This window comes from Phreatobacter aquiterrae, from assembly GCF_053471285.1.
This window is the reverse complement of sequence record NZ_JBJPHW010000002.1, coordinates 363,389-381,268: the sequence shown is the minus strand read 5'-3', so window position 1 is coordinate 381,268 and position 17,880 is coordinate 363,389. Positions and strand designations below refer to the sequence as shown.

The window sequence follows — 17,880 nt, the reverse complement described above, 5'->3', positions numbered from 1 at the left end:
ATGATCCGTTAGTGACAACGTGTCGTTAACCATTTGGGCAGGCTTCCAAATCTCCCCTTCCGACAACCGGGTCAGGCAGCGGGACCCGCCATGAGAGTTGCATCGTCCGGCCAGGGATAGAGCCGGTAGCCGCAGAAGTGCGGCGCGGCGCCGAGTGCGGCCGTCAGGAAGGCCGGAGCCGCGCTGGCATCGATGACGTCGTCCGGCGGGCGGTGCGCCGATTCCAGCACCAGCGCCGCGGCGGGCCGGTTCGACGTGCCGGTCGGGGCAGGGCGGGTGCGCCTGAGCAGCCTCACCCGGTCAATGCCGCGGGCCTGTAGCAAGGCCCCCCCCTCCGTGTCGAGCCAGTCCGCCAGCCGCGCCGTCAGCGCCGCATCCGCATCGAGGCGCCAGAGGGTGATCCAGTCGACGGCGAGCGGCGCGTGCGCCTCGCGGGCCGGATCGGCGTGGACATAGGGCGTGCGGATATTGGGGATCGCCGGCATGAAGGACGGCAGGTGCGGATCGGCGGCGGCGATGCGCCGGTAGCGGGCGAAACGCTCACTCTCGAAGATGCTCCAGTCCGGCGCCTGGTAGATGTCGACGATCTGCATGGCGCCGGAAATGCCGCGATAGGAGGTGCAGGTGGTGAAGCCCGCCTCGTAGAGATGCGGGGCGTGGACGTTGGCGTACCACGAGCGGAAGACCGCAAGATCCCTCTCTGGATCATCCGCGGGCAGGTCGATCTCGACGACATAGAAGAGCGGATCGGACATGGGCTTTTCCTCGCGGAAGACCTTCCCATGCGGCGGCCTGCGGACGTCGGCGTCAACCCGGCCTGCCGCGGGCCTGCCGTGCCGTCCGGCGACATCGCAGGGCGGGGCGACCGGGTAACGACTCGTTAACCAAAGGAGTTTCTTAATGGCCCTGCGCGTCGGCGAATGGTCGCCGGGCATGGCCGCATTGGAGGGCAGGCGCAAAGGAGGGGTTTATGGGTTCCGTCATTCGCTTCCCGCTCGAGCGCCGGCGCATCCTGCGCCCCGATGCGGGTACTGCCGCGGCCGGCCAGATTCTGCTGCTGCCGGTGGTGCGCGTCGAACGCCATGATCTTCCCCCGCCGCCCATCCTGACCGTCGATCCGCCCCGCAAGGGCGGCGACCGGCCGAAGCGCAGGCGCAGGAGCGCCTGACCCCTCTATCCCGAGAACGGGCGGCGATCCTCTCCGGGAAGGCCTTCGCATGCCTCAGGTGCCCCCGCCATCGGCGACCGGGAGCCCCGTTTTTGCTCTGCTGCGTCACGCTGCGACCGCGGTCGCGCTGGCCTTGCTGACGGCCTGCGCGCCGCAGGGCGATCTCGGCCGCCCCGCGCCGAACGTGCTCAACGACGAGATCATGCCCTGGGCCGGAGGCCATGCCGCCCGCCATCGCGGCGAGCCCGTCTCCGGCTACTCCTTCACCGACGCCGAACGCGAGCTGCGCCAACTCGGCTACGGCCTGATGATGCCGACCCACCCGTTCGACCGCTGGAACCAGTTCTGGGCCGAGTTGCGCCGCACCCGAATCGGCGATCCCGTCCGCTTCGATCCCGACCCGCGCGGCTATTGCCGGACGCTGGCGCGGGAGGACTACCAGTCGTCCAAGTCGCGCTTCATCCGCATGACCGATGACATGCGCGCCGACCGCCAGCGCATCCGGCCCTTCTGCGTGAAGGCGCGGGAGGTGGCGGAAGCCGACCGGGTCCGCGACGGCGCGCTCGGCCACATTCCGAACCTGACGCCGGTCGAGGTCCGCTCGGCCCGCGACCGCATCGCCGAAAACCGCACCATCGTCGCCTGGGTGCGCCACGGCCTGCGCCAGCATGCCGACGCCTATCGCTGCGCGCTCAACACCCAGATGGTCGCCACCCCGGAAATCGAGGCGGTGATGGCCGAGCGCGAACTGCGCGGGCTGCTGGAGGACATTCGGGAATTCGACAACCTCTGCGCCGCCGGGCCCGCCCGCGGCTCCATCGGCGTTGAGCAGGCCCCGCCGCGCTACTTCCCGCGCTCGCCGCCGCCGGAAGAGGTGATCATCAGCAAGTAGGAGGCCGGGCAGAGGATCGTGTACCGCCACCTTGCTGTCCGTCCGCTCCGTACTGGTGCCCTTGCCCCTCAGCGGTGATCCATTCCCCTCAGCAGTGACCCTTGCCCCTCACCCTTCCCTCTCCCCGCAGGCGGGGAGAGGGTTGCTCTGGCGTCGCGTTCGCGTGTCGGCCATTCCGCTGGGTAGGACGGACGAGAGAAGGACGGGACATCGAAGTCACCCTCTCCCCGCCTGCGGGGAGAGGGAAGGGTGAGGGGCGGCGGGGTGAGGGGCAGAAGAACCGGCCTCAGGGAGCCTGGCAATTGGCCAGCGGCCTCCCACCTACTGCGTCGCCGGCGCCTGCTCGGGCGTCAGGATCTCGCACAGGGACTGCGAGGCCAGTTGCTCCCGGATGATTGGCGCGAGGCTCGGCTGCACCGCCAGCGCCCGGATCAGCACGAAGCCCTCGACGGTGGGCGAGACGAGGATGAGATTGTCGGCCGCCGTGTCCTCCTCGTCGGTGGACAGCTCCCGGCGCTGCGCCTGGGTGACAACGAAGAGGTCGAGCGTGCGCCGCGTCGCCGCCCGGTCGTTGATCGCGCCGAAGGCGATGCCGGTTGATGTATAGAGCGCGATCGCCGTGTAGTGCGGCGTCACCGGCGCGCGGACATGCAGCGCCCCGGCGGTGAGGTCGAAGCGGCACACCGCGGTCTCGAAGGCCGGGTCGGCCAGCGGCAGCACGACCTCGCTTCGCCCGGACAGCGTCGTGACGCGGTTGACGGTGGTGACGTCGGCAAGGCGCGAGCGGGCGTCCTGTGGCGCGAGGCGGGGCAGGGCGAAGACCGACAGGATATGCACGGCGACGCCGAGCAGCAGGCCGGCCACGACCCAGGGCACCGTTCCCACGACGCTTCTGACCAGGGGCGGCATCCTCATGGGCAGCCCACCCGGGTGACCGCGGGCAGCAGCGTGCCGGAGGAGATCGTCGTGGCGATGGGCGTGTCGTAGAGCCTCAGGATCAGGCGAATGTCGGGTGCGCCTCCCGATGGCAGCCAGTTGCCCGGCCGCGCCTCCGGGGCGACGACGATCTCATCGGGGGCATCGGCGGCGCGGACGATCTCATAGCTGGTGAAGCCCTGGCGCACGCCCTCGGCCACCACGGCGCGATAGTCGGCGTTGGCTACGGTGAGCGTCCAGAAGCGGGCCGGCGGCATGGCGCCGGCGACCTTGTAGGTGCAGCGACCGTCGAGAGGTCCGCCGGCGCTGTCCCGGTCCGCGATGACGGCGAGGCCGTCGGCGAGGGCCAGCGGCAGGGCGCCGAGGCGCGCCGCCACGGCGCGGGCATAGGGATCGGCGTCGGTCGTGCCGGCCTTCGGCGTCACCTGCCAGGCGCCGATGCGCAGCGTGCCGGCGCCGGTGCCGCCGCCGACGGAGAAGGCGGTCAGCCCGAGGCCCGTCACGGCGCCGATCCCCATCGCCAGCAGGATGCCGGGAAGCGCGCGCATCTAGCGACTGTCCTTCCGTTGGCCTGCCATGGGTATCACCCCGTTGCCCCCGCGGTCAGCGCAGGAGGGAGCGCGCCGGCCCGGCCGACAGCGGTCCCGGCCGGTTGGTCTCGGCGGCATCGCGCAGCAGCAGGTCGATACGCCCGAGCACCTCCAGCGAGTGCCGCGAGAGAACCTGGGGACGGTCGGGAACGCCGGCCTGCGGCACCGGCGCCGATGCCGGCGCACCGGGCGTCGGCCGCGGGGCGATGGTGAGGCCGAAGATCGGCTTGCGATCGAGCCCCTGATGGGCGGCCGCCATGATCTGCGAGAAGGTCATCGCGGGCAGCGAGCCGCCGGTCATGCGGTTGGTTTCGGAATAGTCGTCGTTGCCGTACCAGACGCCCGTGACGAACTGGCCGGAATAGCCGACGAACAGAGCATCACGGTAGGAATTGGTCGTGCCGGTCTTGCCGCCGACCTGCACGGTCGGCACCTGCGCCCGGCGGCCGGTGCCGGATTCGACGACGCCGACCATGATGCCGTTCATGTCCGCCGCCACCTGCGGGGTGAAGACGCGGCGGCGGGCCGGCAGGTCGCGGTCGGCGCGCCAGACCAGTTCGCCGGAGGAATTGCGGATTTCGATCGCCGCATGCGGCTGGACACTGAGGCCGCCCGCGGCGAAGGTCGCATAGGAGGTGGTGAGCTCGACCAGCGTCACCTCCGCCGCGCCGATCGGGAGAGGCGCGGAATCGGTGAGCGGGCGGGTGATGCCCATCTCGCGCGCCGTGGCGATGATCTTCTGCCGGCCGATGCGGCTGTCGCCGCGGCCCATCTGCTGGGTCAGGATGACCGGGATCGAGTTGATCGACCGGACCAGGGCGGCGGTCACCGTCGTCGAGCCGGAGAAGCTGCGGCCATAGTTCTGCGGGCACCAGTTGCCGAGGCAGATCGGCCGGTCGACGACCACCGAGCGGCCGTTGATCAGCCCCTCGCGCATGGCGGTGCCATAGACGATCGGCTTGAACGAGGAGCCGGGCTGGCGCATCGCCTCGGTGGCGCGGTTAAACTGGCTGGTGCCGTAGTCGCGGCCGCCGACGATGGCGCGCACCGTGCCGTCGACGTCCATCACCACGGCTGCGGCCTGGCTCGCGCCGTAGTCGCCGCCATACTGGCGGATGATGCTCTCGATGGAGAGTTCCGCCTGCTTCTGGATCGTCAGGTCGAGGCCGGTGCGCACGGTCAGCACCCGGTCGACGAGGGACGGGGTTGCCGCCACCAGCCGCTTCACGTCCTCGAAGGCGTAGTCGAGATAGTAGTTGGGAACGGCGTCGTCCTTGCGGTCGACGGGCGTCGCCGGATTGCGGCGGGCGCCGAACACCTGGCCCTCGGTCATGAAACCGGCCTCGACCAGATTGTCGAGCACGGTGTTGGCCCGGGCGCGCGCCGCCGGCAGGTTGACGTGCGGGGCAAAGCGCGTCGGCGCCTTGAACAGGCCGGCGAGCAGCGCCGCCTCGGCCAGCGTCACGTCGCGTACCGACTTGCCGAAATAATACTCCGAGGCCGCCTCCGCCCCGAAGGCGCCGCCGCCCATGTAGGCGCGGTCGAGATAGGTCTTGAGGATTTCGTTCTTGCTGGCCCGCGCCTCCAGCCACAGGGCGAGGAAGGCCTCCTTGATCTTGCGCTCGATGGATCGTTCGTTGGTGAGGAACAGGTTCTTGGCGAGCTGCTGGGTCAGCGTCGAGCCGCCCTGCACGACGCCGCCGGCGCGGGCATTGGTGGCCAGCGCCCGGAACGTGCCGATGAGGTCGATGCCGTAGTGCTCATAGAAGCGCCGGTCCTCCGTCGCCAGCACCGCCTTGATCAGGTGGTCGGGAAACTCCTCCAGCGGCACGGAGTCGTTGTGGCGGATGCCGCGCCGGCCGACCTCGTTGCCGTAGCGGTCCTGGAACACGACGGAGAGTTCGGAGCGCTTGCGCCAGTCGTCGGCCGTCTCGCGGAAGGCGGGGATGGCGAGCATGAGCAGCACGACGAGGCCGCCGGTGCCGAGGGTCATGCCCTCCGAGGCGACCTCCGCCCCGACGCGCTTCCAGCCGTAGAGCTGCACCCGGTCGGCGAGGTCGGCAAGCTTCTCCCAGCCACGGCCGAGCATCCCGGCGAGGCGCCAGGCCCCGTCGTTCAGTCGGGCGTCGAGGTCGAGGAAGAAGCGCCTGATGGCGCCGCCCCACCCGCCGCTGGGCTGAGGATCACTCAAGCCGGGAACCCTTTCCGGGTGAACTCTTGACGATCCGCTTACCATATCGGAGATCGGCAGGGCGAGCCAACGGCGAGGCGCCCGGCGCATGGTTCTCTGACAACAAGGTTACTGCGGGCCCGGCCGGAGCCTAGGTCGTCGCAGCACGAGGAGCAGGCCGTTCATGGCCGATGACGTGACAGGGAAGGGCGCCCCGGAGGCGCCGTTCTGGCAGGTGAAGAGCCTCGAGGCGATGAGCGAGGCCGAATGGGAGAGCCTGTGCGACGGCTGCGCCCGCTGCTGCCTGAACAAGCTCGAGGACGAGGATACCGGCCAGATCCACTTCACCTCGGTCGCCTGCACCCTGCTGGACGGCGAATCATGCCGCTGCCGCGACTACCCGAACCGGCAGGACAAGGTGCCGGACTGCGTTCGCCTGACGCCGGAGGAGGCCCGGACCCTGCCATGGCTGCCGCCGACCTGCGGCTACCGGCTCGTCGCCGAAGGCCGCGATCTCTACTGGTGGCACCCGCTGGTCTCCGGCGATCCGGAGACGGTGCATCAGGCCGGCGTCTCGGTGCGCGGCCGCATCACGGCGTGGGAGCATGACCTCGAGGCGCTGCAGGACCTCGAACACCATCTGGCCGAATGGCCGGGTCAGGAAATCGACTGAAGCCGGTCATCATGGCGCATGGCCGGACCACGGGAGGATGCCGCCATGGCTGACGAGACGCAGGGACACGTCGACCCGTCGAAAGAGCGCTTCGCCCTGTTCAAGGACCTGCCCCGCGACGCGCCGGTCCACATGCTGAACCTCGTCAGGGTGCGGGCCGAGGCCGCCTATCCGGACGGGCGCAAGGCGACGGGCCGCGAGGCCTATGCCGCCTATGGCCGCGAGAGCGGGCCGATCTTCCGCCGCCTTGGCGGCCGCATCGTCTGGATCGGCCGCCCCGACCTGACGCTGATCGGCCCGGAAGCCGAGCGCTGGGACATCGCCTTCATCGCCGCCTATCCGTCGGGACAGGCCTTCATCGACATGATCCGCGACCCCGCCTACCGCGAGGCGGTGAAGCACCGGCAGGCCGCGGTGGCGGATTCCCGGCTCATCCGCATGACACCGGGCCAGCCGGGCGAGGGCTTCGGCGAGGAGGAGTGAGAGGGCTGGTCCTCTTCTGCTCTGCACTACGTCCTAGTTGGGAGCTTGGGCCGTGGGGGTGCCGTTTGCTGTTGTTGTCGGATCGCGTCCTCCAAGCATCCGGCGTAATCGCGGAGGCACACCGCGGTGTCGTAGAACCATCTGCAATATGCGACTGGGTCTCGATTTTCGATCTCCAGGCCCCTTTTGTGTTGCCCCAAATGCAGCGTTGAGATTCGTCCTTGAGCCTCAAAGAAGGGTGAGTGCGCCAGGTTGTTGCGGTCCTGTTCAAGGCCCTCGACGCGATCAAGGAGCCACTTGATCTCCGTTCGTAGAACTAGCGGGATGTCGTGGCCGAAAGCATCGAGCTGCGCCAATGCCAGCGCCATATCGCGCTGCGCGCGATCGACCTTAAGTGCGTGCCAAATGGCGCCTGGAATGAGAGCATTTGGAATCTTGGTTAGCGCCCAAAAGATCCCCCCAATCGACAAATGCAAATCATTCCAGATGAGTAGCGTCCGACCAAGCTCCGCCGCGAACACGTCGAATTCTTTGCGGCGAAAATCGCGGCGAGGATCTGGCATAGACATCTGACGTTCTCTGAGTTCTTGCGAACTGCCCATCGCAGAGCGACTCTACCGTGGTCGAATTCGTATTATACCGACCACAGGATGATTGTTGGGACGCGCTTGGTCACCATGTCACAGCGGGATTGTCAGGCTCCATGTCGCATAGAGTTGGGCTGGCGCCTGCGGGGATTGCCCAATCCTCGTCCCGACGGGTCGGGTACAATTCTACGAGCGACGATCGCGGTGAGCTACTGCGATGCTTCTGCCAGCGCGTTCTGCGACTATCACTGAGGAGGCGAGCCATGTCCCGGACCGTTCCGCTGCCCCATCCCGGTGAAATTCTGCGCGAGGAGTTCCTCGAGCCGATGGGACTTTCGGTCTATGCGCTGGCCAAGGCCATCGGCGTCCCGCGCAGCCGGATCAACGAGATCGCCCACGGCCGGCAGGGCATTTCGGCCGCCGTTGCCCTGCGGCTCGGCAAGGCGTTCGGCGTCGATCCGCAGTGGTTCATGAATATGCAGAGCAGGTACGACCTGCAGATCGCCGCGCAGACCGCCGACCTCTCGGCCATCCGGCCAGTCAGGGCGGCCTGACCCTCACGCCGCGCGCCGCGTCTTCCTCGCCGCCGCCGCCGGGGCGGGCCGGTGATCGCCGAGCTCCTCGATGATCGGGCAGGCGCTGCGCCGTCCCTTCTCGCAGGAGCCGACCAGCGCCTTCAGTGTTGCGATCATGTCCTGCAGCTTGCGGGCCTGGTCCTCCATCTCCTTGAGGTGGGTCTGGGCGATGGCGCGGACATCGGCATTGGACCGCCCAGTATCGCCCCACAGCGCCAGGAGCGAGCGGATCTGATCGATGGAGAAGCCGAGGTCGCGGGCCCGCCGGACGAAGCCGAGACGGTGGACGTCCTCCTCGCCATAGTCGCGATAGCCGCTGTCGCGACGCCCGGCTGCCGGCAACAGGGCGATGGACTCGTAATAGCGGATCATCTTGGCGGAGACGCCGGAGGCGGCCGAGGCCTGTCCGATGTTCATGGGCGGGATCCTTCTGATGGTCCGATCGGTTGAAGAGGGCGAAGCCGCTGTCCTTCTCCACCTTTCCCGGCCGGGGAGGCGATGCGGTCCCGATCTCGTCACTCGACCGGGAGTCGCGGAACTTGACCTTCCCATGATGGGAAGGATTACACGCCGACGCAAGAGCTGAGGGAGGCTGTCCATGACAGATCACGATCACAAGGCACCCGGCGGCTGCTGCGGTGGCGCAGGCAAGGCCGAGGCCGTTCAGCCGGGTGCCGCGGACCAGGGCTGCTGCGGCGGCAAGGACAAGGGCACTGTCGCGACGACGGCGGCCCCGGCGAATGCGGGCGGCTGCTGCGGGGGGCATGAGCACGGACCTGCTCACGATCACAGCCCTGCTCACGATCACGGTCATAGCCATGGCCACGGGCACGCCGATGCGGCAGTTGCCGACGGCAAGGTCATCGATCCCGTCTGCGGCATGACGGTCGATCCCCTGACGACGCCGCACAAGACGACTCACAAGGGCATCGAGCACTATTTCTGCTCGGCCGGCTGCGTCGTGAAGTTCACCAAGGACCCGCAGCGCTACCTCGATCCGTCCAGCGCGCCGCCTGCCGAGCCGGTGCCGGAAGGCACGATGTTCACCTGTCCGATGCATCTCGAGATCCAGCAGATCGGTCCCGGCACCTGCCCCATCTGCGGCATGGCGCTGGAGCCGATGATGGTGACGGCCGACGCCGGCCCGAACGAAGAGCTGATCGACATGACCCGGCGGTTCTGGGCCGGCCTGGTCCTCACCCTGCCGGTGCTGGCGCTGGAGATGGGCGGGCACCTCTTCGGCTGGGATCCGCTGCCGCACGGCTGGTCCAACTGGGTGCAACTGGTCTTCGCCACGCCGGTGGTCCTCTGGGCCGGCTGGCCCTTCTTCGTCCGCGGCTGGCAGTCGGTGCAGACGCGCAACCTCAACATGTTCACGCTGATCGCCATCGGCACTGGCGTCGCCTGGGCCTACTCCGTCGTCGCCACCCTGGCGCCCGGCCTGTTCCCGGCCGCCTTCCGTGACCATCACGGCACCGTCGCGGTCTATTTCGAGGCGGCGGCGGTGATCGCCGTGCTGGTCCTGCTCGGCCAGGTGCTGGAGCTGAGGGCGCGCGACGCCACCTCCGGCGCCATCCGCGCCCTGCTCGACCTCGCCCCGAAAACCGCCCGCCGCATCGGTGCGGATGGGACCGAGGCCGAGGTGCCGCTGGACGAGGTCCATGTCGGCGATGTGCTGCGCGTCCGTCCCGGCGAGAAGGTGCCGGTGGACGGCAAGGTCACCGAGGGCCGCTCGGCGGTCGACGAGAGCATGGTGACCGGCGAGTCGATGCCGGTGACCAAGGAGGTCGGCGACCATGCCATCGGCGGCACGCTGAACCGCTCCGGCGCCCTCGTCATCACCGCCGAGAAGGTCGGCCGCGACACCATGCTGGCGCGCATTGTCCAGCTGGTGGCGACCGCCCAGAGGTCGCGGGCGCCGATCCAGCGCCTCGCCGACCAGGTGTCGGGCTGGTTCGTGCCGGTGGTGCTGGCGGTGGCCGTTCTCGCCTTCACCGTCTGGGCGCTGTTCGGCCCGCCGCCGCAACTCGCCTTCGCCCTGGTCGCGGCCGTCTCGGTGCTGATCATCGCCTGCCCCTGCGCCCTCGGCCTCGCCACCCCCATGTCGATCATGGTCGGCGTCGGTCGCGGCGCCGAGGCCGGCGTGCTGATCCGCGACGCGGAAGCCCTGGAGCGCATGGAGAAGGTCGACACCCTCATCATCGACAAGACCGGCACGCTGACCGAGGGTCGCCCGGCGGTCACCGCCATCGTCGTGGCCGATGGTTTCGAGGAGGCCGAGGTGCTGCGCCTCGCCGCCGCTGTCGAGAAACCGTCCGAGCACCCGCTGGCGGAAGCCATCGTCCGCGCCGCTGAGGAGCGGGGCATCGCCATCCCGAAGGTGATGGGCTTCGATTCCCCCACCGGCAAGGGCGCCTACGGCATGGTGGAGAGGAAGCGCGTCACGCTCGGTTCGGCGGCCTTCCTGAAGGAACTCGGCATCGACGTCGCGCCGCTGGCGGAGAGGGCGGAGGAGCTGCGACGCGACGGCGCCACGGCGATCTTCGCCGCCGTCAACGGCAAGCCGGCCGCCGTCATCGCCATTGCCGATCCGGTCAAGGCGACGACCCCGGCCGCGCTGAAGGCGCTGGCGGACGAGGGCATCCGCATCGTCATGCTCACCGGCGACAACCGCACCACGGCCCTCGCCGTCGCCAGGAGCCTCGGCATCGCCGACGTCGAGGCCGACGTGCTGCCCGAGGGCAAGGCCGCCGTCGTCGCCCGCTACCGGGCCGAGGGACGCGTCGTCGCCATGGCCGGCGACGGGGTGAACGACGCCCCGGCTCTGGCCGCAGCCGATGTAGGCATCGCCATGGGCACCGGCACCGACGTCGCCATGGAGAGCGCCGGCATCACCCTGGTGAAGGGCGACCTCACCGGGCTCGTCCGGGCCCGCCGGCTGTCGGAAGCGACCATGCGCAACATCCGTCAGAACCTAGTTTTCGCCTTCGGCTACAACATGCTGGGCGTGCCGGTGGCGGCGGGTCTGCTCTATCCGGCCTTCGGCCTGCTGCTCTCGCCGATGATCGCGGCGGCGGCGATGTCGCTGTCCTCGGTCAGCGTCATCGGCAATGCGCTGCGGCTGCGGAGCGTGAAACTGGACGGATGAGAGCGGGCAGCGGCGGGCTGCGTCCGGAGATCGACCGCGCTTCGGCCGTGGAACCTTGTTCCTTCAAGCCGCGTTGTTGTCCCGTCAGTACCCGCAGCGAAGGAGAATTTCATGGGCAGCACCAGCGACAAGATCAAGGGCATGGCCAACAAGGCCTCCGGCAACGTCAAGCAGGCCGTCGGCAAGGCCATCGACAACAAGGAAATGCAGGCCAAGGGCAAGATGCAGGAAATCAAGGGCGAGGCCCAGCAGCTGAAGGGCGAAGCCAAGGACACGATCAAGAAGGTCGTCGACCGCGCCTGACGCCTGCGGAAAAAATGATCATCATGTGAAAATAAGCCTTGACAGCGTGACGCTGGTCGGCTAGGTTTTCGTCATATTGAAGAATTGCGCCCGGCGGGGGAAACCCCGGCCGGGCGTTGTCGTTTCCGGCGCTGTCATGCCGGCCGCCGATGGAGGCCTTCTTGCCGCCCTCCCGCAACCGCTCCGCACCCGAGACCGCCACTGCCGCGTTGCCGGCGGCAGGACGCGCCACACCGGCCCCCGAACTTGCCCGGCCTGCCGCTCCGCACCGGGCGGCGGCGAGCCCGTCACCGCCGCGGTCCGCGCAAGCGCCACCGCACGCCTTCGTCGAGGCCTCCCACGCCGGCAAGCCCTGTCCGGGCCTGGCCGACTGCCCGGAGCGGCCGCGCCTGGTGCGCCGGCTCTTCGCCGCCGCCGAGCGCGAGATCGAGGCGGTCGAGGCGAGCCTCGGCGGTCCCTCCGCCACAGCCGCCCGTCGCCTCGGCGCACTGGCCGCGACCCTCGACCGGCTCAGCGCCCTCGACCGCAAGGCGCTCGCCGCCCGCGACTCTGCCGGAGATGCCGATGCCCCGTCCGTCACCGCGCCTGTGGACGCCGACGCCTGGGCTGAGGCGATTGCGGCGCAACTTGATCCGGGCCCGTCCGGAGGGGGTCGCAAGCCTGGAGCCGGATGATGTCATCCGCCTGAGGGCCTTCTGGCCGGCCTTCGCCCGCCGCGAGCAGATGCCGCCGCCGGGTCGCTGGCGTGTCTGGGCCTTCGTCGGCGGTCGCGGCGCCGGCAAGACCCGCGCCGGGGCCGAATGGGTTCACGGCATCGTTCATGGCCGCGACGACTACGGTCCGAAGGCCGGCCGCATCGCCCTCGTTGGCGAAACCATCGACCAGGTCCGCGAAGTCATGGTGGAGGGGGTCTCGGGGCTTCGCGCCTGTGGCTTTCCGGCCGAGCGCCCGCGCTTCGAGCCGTCGCGCCGCCGCCTGGTCTGGCCGAACGGGGCCGTCGCCCACGGTTTCTCCTCCGAGGACCCGGAAGCGCTCCGCGGCCCGCAGTTCGACGCCGCCTGGGCGGACGAGACCGGCAAGTGGGTTCACGCCGAGGCGAGCTGGGACATGCTGAGCTTTGCGCTGCGCCTCGGCGAGCGGCCACGCGTCATGGTGACGACGACGCCGCGCGCCACGCCGCTGATGCGGCGGCTCCTCGCCGACGCCGACACCGTCGTCACCCGCTCGGCGACATCAGCCAACGCCGCCAATCTCGCGCCCGGCGTCGTCAAGGCGCTGATGGCCCGCTACGGCGGCACCCGCCTCGGCCGGCAGGAACTCGACGGCGAACTGATCGATGACCGCGACGGCGCGCTGTTCTCCCGCGCCGCCATTGAGGCGGCGAGGGTGGCGACGCCGCCAGCGCTGAAGCGCATCGCCGTGGCGGTCGATCCTCCCGCCTCGCACCGCAAGGGGGCGGATGCCTGCGGCATCGTCGCCTGCGGCCTCGATGCGGAGGGCACGGTCTTTGTCCTGGCGGATGTGAGCGCCGAGGGGCTCAAACCCCACGAATGGGCGGGCAGGGCGGCGACGCTCTACCGCAAGCTCGACGCCGACGCCCTCGTCGTCGAGGTCAACCAGGGCGGCGACATGGTGGCGGCGGTGATCGGAGAGGTCGCGCCCGACGTGCCGGTGACGCCGGTGCGCGCGGCGCGCTCCAAGCACCTGCGCGCCGAGCCGGTTGCCGCCCTCTATGCACAGAGCCGCGTCCGCCATACCGGGCGCTTTCCGGCGCTGGAGGACGAACTCGCCGATTTCGGCCCGGACGGCCTGTCGAACGGCCGCAGCCCCGACCGGCTCGACGCCCTCGTCTGGGCGGTGACCCATCTGGCGCTTCGGCCGCGCGCCGAGGCGCGGGTGCGGGGGCTTTAGACGTCGCTTTCCATCCCCTCCCGCCCCCTCGCGGAGACCCCCAATGTCCTTCCTCTCCCGTCTCCTCGGCGCGCCCGAGGCGAAGCGCTCGCGCACGGCCGCGCTTGTGGCGCTGTCGCCGCTCGGCCGCCCCTCCTGGTCCTCGCCCGAGCCGAAGCGCTTCCATGCCGAGGCGCTGGCGAAGAACCCTGTGGCGGCGCGGGCGGTGGCGCGCGTCGCCCGCGCGAGCGCCGAGATCCCCTTCCAGTTCACGGAGGGCGGCGCCGATGCCTCGGCCCACCCGGCGGCGCTCCTCATCGAGCGTCCCAACGAGACCCAGGACCGCGTCGCCCTCGCCGAAGTGCTGGCGACGCACCTCCTCCTCACCGGCAACGCCTATGTGGAGGCGGTGACGGTGGAAGAGCGGGTGCGCGAACTGCACGTGCTCCGCCCCGACCGCATGCGCCTCGTACCCGGCGCCGACGGTCGTCCCGCGGCCTATCTCTACGAGCTCGACGGCCGTTCGCTGCGCTTCCCGCAGGAGGGCGCGGTGCCGCCGGTCCTGCATCTCACCCTGCCGCACCCCTTCGACGACCATTTCGGCCTGTCGCCGCTCACGGCGGCGGCGAGCGCCATCGACATCCACAACGCCGCCACCGCCTGGACCAAGGCGCTGCTCGACAATGCCGCCCGGCCCTCCGGGGCCCTCGTCTATTCCGGCGGCGACGGCACGCTCTCCGAGGACCAGTACGAGCGGCTGAAGGCCGAGCTCGCCGAGAGTTTCTCCGGCAGCCGCAATGCCGGCCGCCCCCTGCTGCTGGAGGGCGGGCTTGACTGGAAGGCGCTGTCGCTCTCCCCGAAGGACATGGACTTCATGGAGGCCAAGCACGGCGCCGCCCGCGAGATCGCGCTGGCCTTCGGCGTGCCGCCGCTCGTCCTCGGCATTCCGGGCGATGCCACCTACGCCAACTACCAGGAGGCGAACCGCGCCTTCCACCGCGACACCGCCCTGCCGCTCGCCCGCCGCATCATGGGGGCGCTCACCGGCTGGCTGGTGCCGGAGGGAACGCTTCACGCCACCCCCGACGAGGATGCCATTGGCGCGCTGCACGCCGAGCGCGAGAGCCTCTGGCGGCGCATCGGGCAGGCCGGCTTCCTGTCGGAGGGCGAGAAGCGCGAGGCGCTGGGCTATCCGCGGGACAGGCCGGCGGTATGAGGGATGGGCGGCAGTCGGCAATAGGCAGTCGGGTTTTGTGGAATGCCCCTCACCCTTCCCTCTCCCCGCAGGCGGGGAGAGGGAGCACAGGCGTCGCTTTCCGCCATCGGTCGTTCCGCCAGGCAGGTCGGACACAAGACAGACGAGACGTCGTCGTCCCCCTCTCCCCGCCTGCGGGGAGAGGGAAGGGTGAGGGGCGTTCCGCCCGGCCCGACTGCCGACTGCCTATTGCCGACTGCCTTCATCCCCCGAAAGGACCGCCATGCTCCCCCAGGGCGCCGAACCCGTCGTCCGCGCCTTCGTCGAGCGCGCCGACATCGCCGCCCTGGCGCTGTTCATGTGGGCGGCGGTGACCACCGGCCTGCTGGTCTGGACGCTCAGGGAGCTCGCCGCCGCCAACCGCCGCTTCGACGCCTTCGTGCGCGAACTGACCCGCTTCAACGAGCGGGCGGGGCTACGCCGCTCCCTGCCGCGCGATGACGTCCCGCACGACGACTGAGGACCCTTGCCATGCTCATCGACCGCCTGACCGCGCCGCGGCGCGACCGCCCCGCCATGCCTGCCGCCGACCCCTTCCGCCGCTTCGTCGAGACGCTGGAGGCGCTCGAAAAGGCGCGGCCGGGGCCGGCGGGCGGCCGTGTCAGGACCCTCGATCCCGACCCGGTCCGCATCCCCCAGGCCCGGAGGCCCGCCTGATGCTGGACATGCACGCTCCCCCGGCGCGGCTCGACCCGGCGACCGGCCTCTTCACCGGCTATGCCTCGCTCTTCGGCATTCCCGACGCGCAGAACGACGTGGTCGAGCGCGGCGCTTTCGCGGCCTCGCTGCTCAGGCGCGGCCCCGCCGGCATCCGCATGCTGTGGCAGCACGACCCGGCCGAGCCCATCGGCACCTGGCTGTCGCTGGCCGAGGACCCGGTCGGTCTGCGCGTCACCGGCCGCCTGGTGACGCTGACCGCCCGCGGCCGCGAGGCGCGCGATCTCCTCGCCGCCGGCGCCGTCGACGGGCTCTCCATCGGCTTCAAGGCGCTGCGCGCCGAGCGCCGCCGCCGCGACGGCCCCCGCCGCCTTCTCGAGGTCGACCTCTGGGAGGTCTCGGTCGTCACCTTCCCGGCGCTCGCCGGGGCGCGGGTGACGCGGGTGGCCGCCTGACCGTTCCGCCTGTCTCCCCCAGCCCCGCCATCGCGCGGGGCTTTGTCGTTTCCACCCCCTCAAACCCCGAGGACCCCATGCCCGAGATCCACACCGACGCCTCCCCCGAGACCAAGACGCTGCTCCCCCACGAGGCGCAGGTGACCCATAGCGAGGTCATGCGCATCTTCGAGGCCTTCAAGGAGGCGAACGACGCCCGCCTCGCCGAGATCGAGCGGCGTGCCGGCGACGTCGTCACCGAGGAGAAGCTCGCCCGCATCGACCGGGCGCTGGACGACAGGCTCGCCCGCCTCGACCGCCTGGCGCTGGAGGCGCGCCGGCCGGGGCTGGCCCCCGAGCGCCGTGACGCGAGGACCGGCGCCAGCGAGCACAAGGCCGCCTTCGAGGCCTATATCCGCTCCGGCGAGACCTCCGGCCTGCGCAGCCTCGAGACGCGCGCCATGTCGGTCGGCTCCGGCCCGGACGGCGGCTATCTCGCCCCGCCGGAGATCGAGACGACGGTGACGCAGCGCCTCGCCGCGCTGTCGCCGATCCGCGCCATCGCCGGCATCCGGCAGGTGTCGGGCGCGACCTTCAAGCGGCCCTTCGCGAAGACCGGCCCGGCCACCGGCTGGGTCGGCGAGACGGCGGCACGCGCCCAGACGGACAGCCCGGTGCTCGCCGAGCAGGTCTTCCCGGCCATGGAACTCTACGCCATGCCGGCAGCGACCCAGACGCTCATCGACGATGCGGCAGTGGACCTCGAGAGCTGGATCGCCGGCGAGGTCGAGACCGTCTTCGCCGAGCAGGAGGGCGCCGCCTTCGTCGCCGGCGACGGCGTCAACAAGCCGACCGGCTTCCTCACCCAGACCCTCGTCGCCAACAGCGCCTGGGAATGGGGCAAGATCGGCTTCACCGTCACCGGCGCGGCGAGCGCCTTCCCCGAGGACGATCCGGCCGACGTGCTCTTCGACCTGATCTACGCGCTGAAGGCCGGCTTCCGCCAGAACGGCCGCTTCGTCATGAACCGCAGGACCCAGGCCGTGGTGCGCAAGATGAAGGATGCCTCGGGCGCCTATGTCTGGTCGCCGCCGGCGCAGGCTGGCGGGACGGCCGGGCTCTTCACCTTCCCGGTCACCGAGGCTGAGGACATGCCGGACATCGGCGCCGGCACCACGCCCATCGCCTTCGGCGACTTCCGCCGCGGCTATCTCGTCGTCGACCGGCTCGGCCTGCGCATCCTGCGCGATCCCTATTCCGCCAAGCCCTACGTGCTCTTCTACACGACCAAGCGCGTCGGCGGCGGCGTGGCGGACTACGACGCCATCAAGCTCCTGAAGGTCGCGGCGTGATCCGGCATCGGCCGGAGTGAAGCCATTGAGGCCCTGCCGTGTCGGCAGGGCCTTCGTTCTGAAGGGCTGCTGCTATGACACAAAGACAATTCCTGACTGAGATTGCGAAAGCAGGCCAAATCATCCGGGAGTTCAAGAGGTGCCTGTCCGACGCTCGTCTTTCGCGGCGCTATGATCCAGATCAGCCCCGGGTACCAGCCGGCAATCCCGGCGGTGGCCAATGGAGCGGCGGTGGTGGTGGAAGTGGGAGCTCGCTAGGAACGCTGTTGGCTGGTCGTCCCCACTCTCAGGCATACTGCGACCAGCAGTACAAGCGAGACATTTTCCAGTGCAAGATGGTCGGACTTCCGCAATGCTATGCACAAGCTATGGAGCGCTTGGTGGCCTGCGAACGAGGCCGACCAATTCCACCCATTAACTATTGAGGCGGTAATGCTCATCGGAACGCGAATGCTTCGCCTCAAGCTTCCTGACGGCCCGGTAGTAGTACCGGTCAGCGTCTATGTGCCGACGCCCAGCGACAACGCCTGGTCATGCGAATTTGAGATCGGCTGGCCCGACGGCATGAGAAGAAGTCGGGCAGCGGGCGCAGATGCCCTGCAGGCAGTTCACGCGGCCATGCAGAGGATAGCCATTGAACTCTACATGAGCCCGTATCACACGCAGGGACTCCTCGCATGGGGCGATCGCCCCGGTTACGGCTTTCCCATGCCGAAGAGCGGTCGCGACCTGCTGGTCGGCTACGACAAGGAATTCGGCGGCTGACG

21 protein-coding genes are annotated in these 17,880 nt (G+C 69.8%); 15 read left to right on the top strand and 6 right to left on the bottom strand.

What is annotated here, in order from left to right; all coding sequences use genetic code 11:
* Nucleotides 1-71: 71 nt before the first annotated feature.
* Nucleotides 72-755 (bottom strand): hypothetical protein, encoded by a 684-nt coding sequence (locus tag ACJ4V0_RS04350; RefSeq protein WP_448298330.1) that lies wholly within the window; start codon nucleotides 753-755, stop codon nucleotides 72-74.
* A gap of 215 nt (nucleotides 756-970) precedes the next feature.
* On the opposite strand from ACJ4V0_RS04350, the gene ACJ4V0_RS04345 reads away from it, so the two are divergent.
* Both ACJ4V0_RS04345 and ACJ4V0_RS04340 read left to right on the top strand, forming a co-directional pair.
* Complete coding sequence (locus ACJ4V0_RS04345; RefSeq protein WP_448298329.1) at nucleotides 971-1,168, top strand: hypothetical protein; 198 nt, start codon at nucleotides 971-973, stop codon at nucleotides 1,166-1,168.
* A 49-nt stretch (nucleotides 1,169-1,217) separates the two neighbouring features.
* A complete protein-coding gene (locus tag ACJ4V0_RS04340) occupies nucleotides 1,218-2,060 on the top strand; it encodes a hypothetical protein (RefSeq protein WP_448298328.1) in 843 nt (280 codons plus the stop codon).
* Nucleotides 2,061-2,381: 321 nt separating this feature from the next.
* Here ACJ4V0_RS04340 and ACJ4V0_RS04335 read toward each other — a convergent pair whose 3' ends face one another.
* The 3 genes from ACJ4V0_RS04335 to ACJ4V0_RS04325 are packed head-to-tail and all read right to left on the bottom strand — an operon-like array spanning nucleotide 2,382 to nucleotide 5,777.
* Entirely contained in the window at nucleotides 2,382-2,975 is a 594-nt protein-coding gene (locus tag ACJ4V0_RS04335; RefSeq protein WP_448298327.1) for a DUF1254 domain-containing protein, read from the bottom strand.
* Nucleotides 2,972-3,544: a DUF1214 domain-containing protein gene (locus ACJ4V0_RS04330; RefSeq protein WP_448298326.1), complete on the bottom strand. Its 573-nt coding sequence runs from the start codon at nucleotides 3,542-3,544 to the stop codon at nucleotides 2,972-2,974. Before ACJ4V0_RS04330 ends, ACJ4V0_RS04335 begins: the two co-directional genes overlap by 4 nt.
* A 55-nt stretch (nucleotides 3,545-3,599) precedes the next feature.
* A complete protein-coding gene (locus ACJ4V0_RS04325) occupies nucleotides 3,600-5,777 on the bottom strand; it encodes a transglycosylase domain-containing protein (RefSeq protein WP_448298325.1) in 2,178 nt (725 codons plus the stop codon).
* 163 nt (nucleotides 5,778-5,940) lie between these two features.
* Here ACJ4V0_RS04325 and ACJ4V0_RS04320 point away from each other — a divergent pair, with 163 nt between their 5' ends.
* Both ACJ4V0_RS04320 and ACJ4V0_RS04315 read left to right on the top strand, forming a co-directional pair.
* A complete protein-coding gene (locus tag ACJ4V0_RS04320) occupies nucleotides 5,941-6,429 on the top strand; it encodes a YcgN family cysteine cluster protein (protein WP_448298324.1) in 489 nt (162 codons plus the stop codon).
* 45 nt (nucleotides 6,430-6,474) lie between these two features.
* Nucleotides 6,475-6,912 carry a DUF1330 domain-containing protein gene (locus tag ACJ4V0_RS04315; protein WP_448298323.1) on the top strand — a complete coding sequence of 146 codons (438 nt, stop codon included), beginning with the start codon at nucleotides 6,475-6,477 and terminating at the stop codon, nucleotides 6,910-6,912.
* A gap of 26 nt (nucleotides 6,913-6,938) precedes the next feature.
* Here the strand turns inward: ACJ4V0_RS04315 and ACJ4V0_RS04310 are convergent, their stop codons facing one another.
* Nucleotides 6,939-7,481 (bottom strand): hypothetical protein, encoded by a 543-nt coding sequence (locus ACJ4V0_RS04310; protein ID WP_448298322.1) that lies wholly within the window; start codon nucleotides 7,479-7,481, stop codon nucleotides 6,939-6,941.
* Between the two features lie 230 nt (nucleotides 7,482-7,711).
* Between ACJ4V0_RS04310 and ACJ4V0_RS04305 the strand changes: the two genes are divergently transcribed.
* Nucleotides 7,712-8,053 (top strand): HigA family addiction module antitoxin, encoded by a 342-nt coding sequence (locus ACJ4V0_RS04305; RefSeq protein ID WP_448298469.1) that lies wholly within the window; start codon nucleotides 7,712-7,714, stop codon nucleotides 8,051-8,053.
* Nucleotides 8,054-8,056: 3 nt separating this feature from the next.
* Here the strand turns inward: ACJ4V0_RS04305 and ACJ4V0_RS04300 are convergent, their stop codons facing one another.
* Entirely contained in the window at nucleotides 8,057-8,491 is a 435-nt protein-coding gene (locus ACJ4V0_RS04300; RefSeq protein ID WP_448298321.1) for a MerR family DNA-binding protein, read from the bottom strand.
* Between the two features lie 181 nt (nucleotides 8,492-8,672).
* On the opposite strand from ACJ4V0_RS04300, the gene ACJ4V0_RS04295 reads away from it, so the two are divergent.
* From ACJ4V0_RS04295 to ACJ4V0_RS04250, 10 genes are all read left to right on the top strand, one after another.
* Nucleotides 8,673-11,222: a heavy metal translocating P-type ATPase gene (locus ACJ4V0_RS04295; protein WP_448298320.1), complete on the top strand. Its 2,550-nt coding sequence runs from the start codon at nucleotides 8,673-8,675 to the stop codon at nucleotides 11,220-11,222.
* Nucleotides 11,223-11,333: 111 nt separating this feature from the next.
* The gene (locus ACJ4V0_RS04290; RefSeq protein WP_448298319.1) at nucleotides 11,334-11,525 is read left to right on the top strand and encodes a CsbD family protein; all 192 of its coding nucleotides are present in this window, start codon (nucleotides 11,334-11,336) and stop codon (nucleotides 11,523-11,525) included.
* A 161-nt stretch (nucleotides 11,526-11,686) separates the two neighbouring features.
* Nucleotides 11,687-12,199, top strand: a complete 513-nt coding sequence (locus ACJ4V0_RS04285; RefSeq protein WP_448298318.1) for a hypothetical protein — start codon at nucleotides 11,687-11,689, stop codon at nucleotides 12,197-12,199.
* Nucleotides 12,153-13,436, top strand: coding sequence for a DNA-packaging protein (locus tag ACJ4V0_RS04280; protein ID WP_448298317.1), 1,284 nt, complete (start codon nucleotides 12,153-12,155; stop codon nucleotides 13,434-13,436). The genes ACJ4V0_RS04285 and ACJ4V0_RS04280 overlap by 47 nt, the downstream gene beginning before the upstream one ends.
* A gap of 43 nt (nucleotides 13,437-13,479) precedes the next feature.
* Nucleotides 13,480-14,631, top strand: coding sequence for a phage portal protein (locus ACJ4V0_RS04275; RefSeq protein ID WP_448298316.1), 1,152 nt, complete (start codon nucleotides 13,480-13,482; stop codon nucleotides 14,629-14,631).
* A gap of 262 nt (nucleotides 14,632-14,893) precedes the next feature.
* Nucleotides 14,894-15,130, top strand: coding sequence for a hypothetical protein (locus ACJ4V0_RS04270; protein ID WP_448298315.1), 237 nt, complete (start codon nucleotides 14,894-14,896; stop codon nucleotides 15,128-15,130).
* Nucleotides 15,131-15,141: 11 nt separating this feature from the next.
* Nucleotides 15,142-15,327, top strand: coding sequence for a hypothetical protein (locus ACJ4V0_RS04265; protein WP_448298314.1), 186 nt, complete (start codon nucleotides 15,142-15,144; stop codon nucleotides 15,325-15,327).
* A complete protein-coding gene (locus ACJ4V0_RS04260; protein WP_448298313.1) occupies nucleotides 15,327-15,782 on the top strand; it encodes an HK97 family phage prohead protease in 456 nt (151 codons plus the stop codon). Before ACJ4V0_RS04265 ends, ACJ4V0_RS04260 begins: the two co-directional genes overlap by 1 nt.
* Before the next feature lie 77 nt (nucleotides 15,783-15,859).
* Nucleotides 15,860-17,113, top strand: coding sequence for a phage major capsid protein (locus ACJ4V0_RS04255; RefSeq protein WP_448298312.1), 1,254 nt, complete (start codon nucleotides 15,860-15,862; stop codon nucleotides 17,111-17,113).
* Between the two features lie 450 nt (nucleotides 17,114-17,563).
* Nucleotides 17,564-17,878, top strand: coding sequence for a DUF6968 family protein (locus tag ACJ4V0_RS04250; protein WP_448298311.1), 315 nt, complete (start codon nucleotides 17,564-17,566; stop codon nucleotides 17,876-17,878).
* The last annotated feature ends 2 nt before the right edge of the window (nucleotides 17,879-17,880 follow it).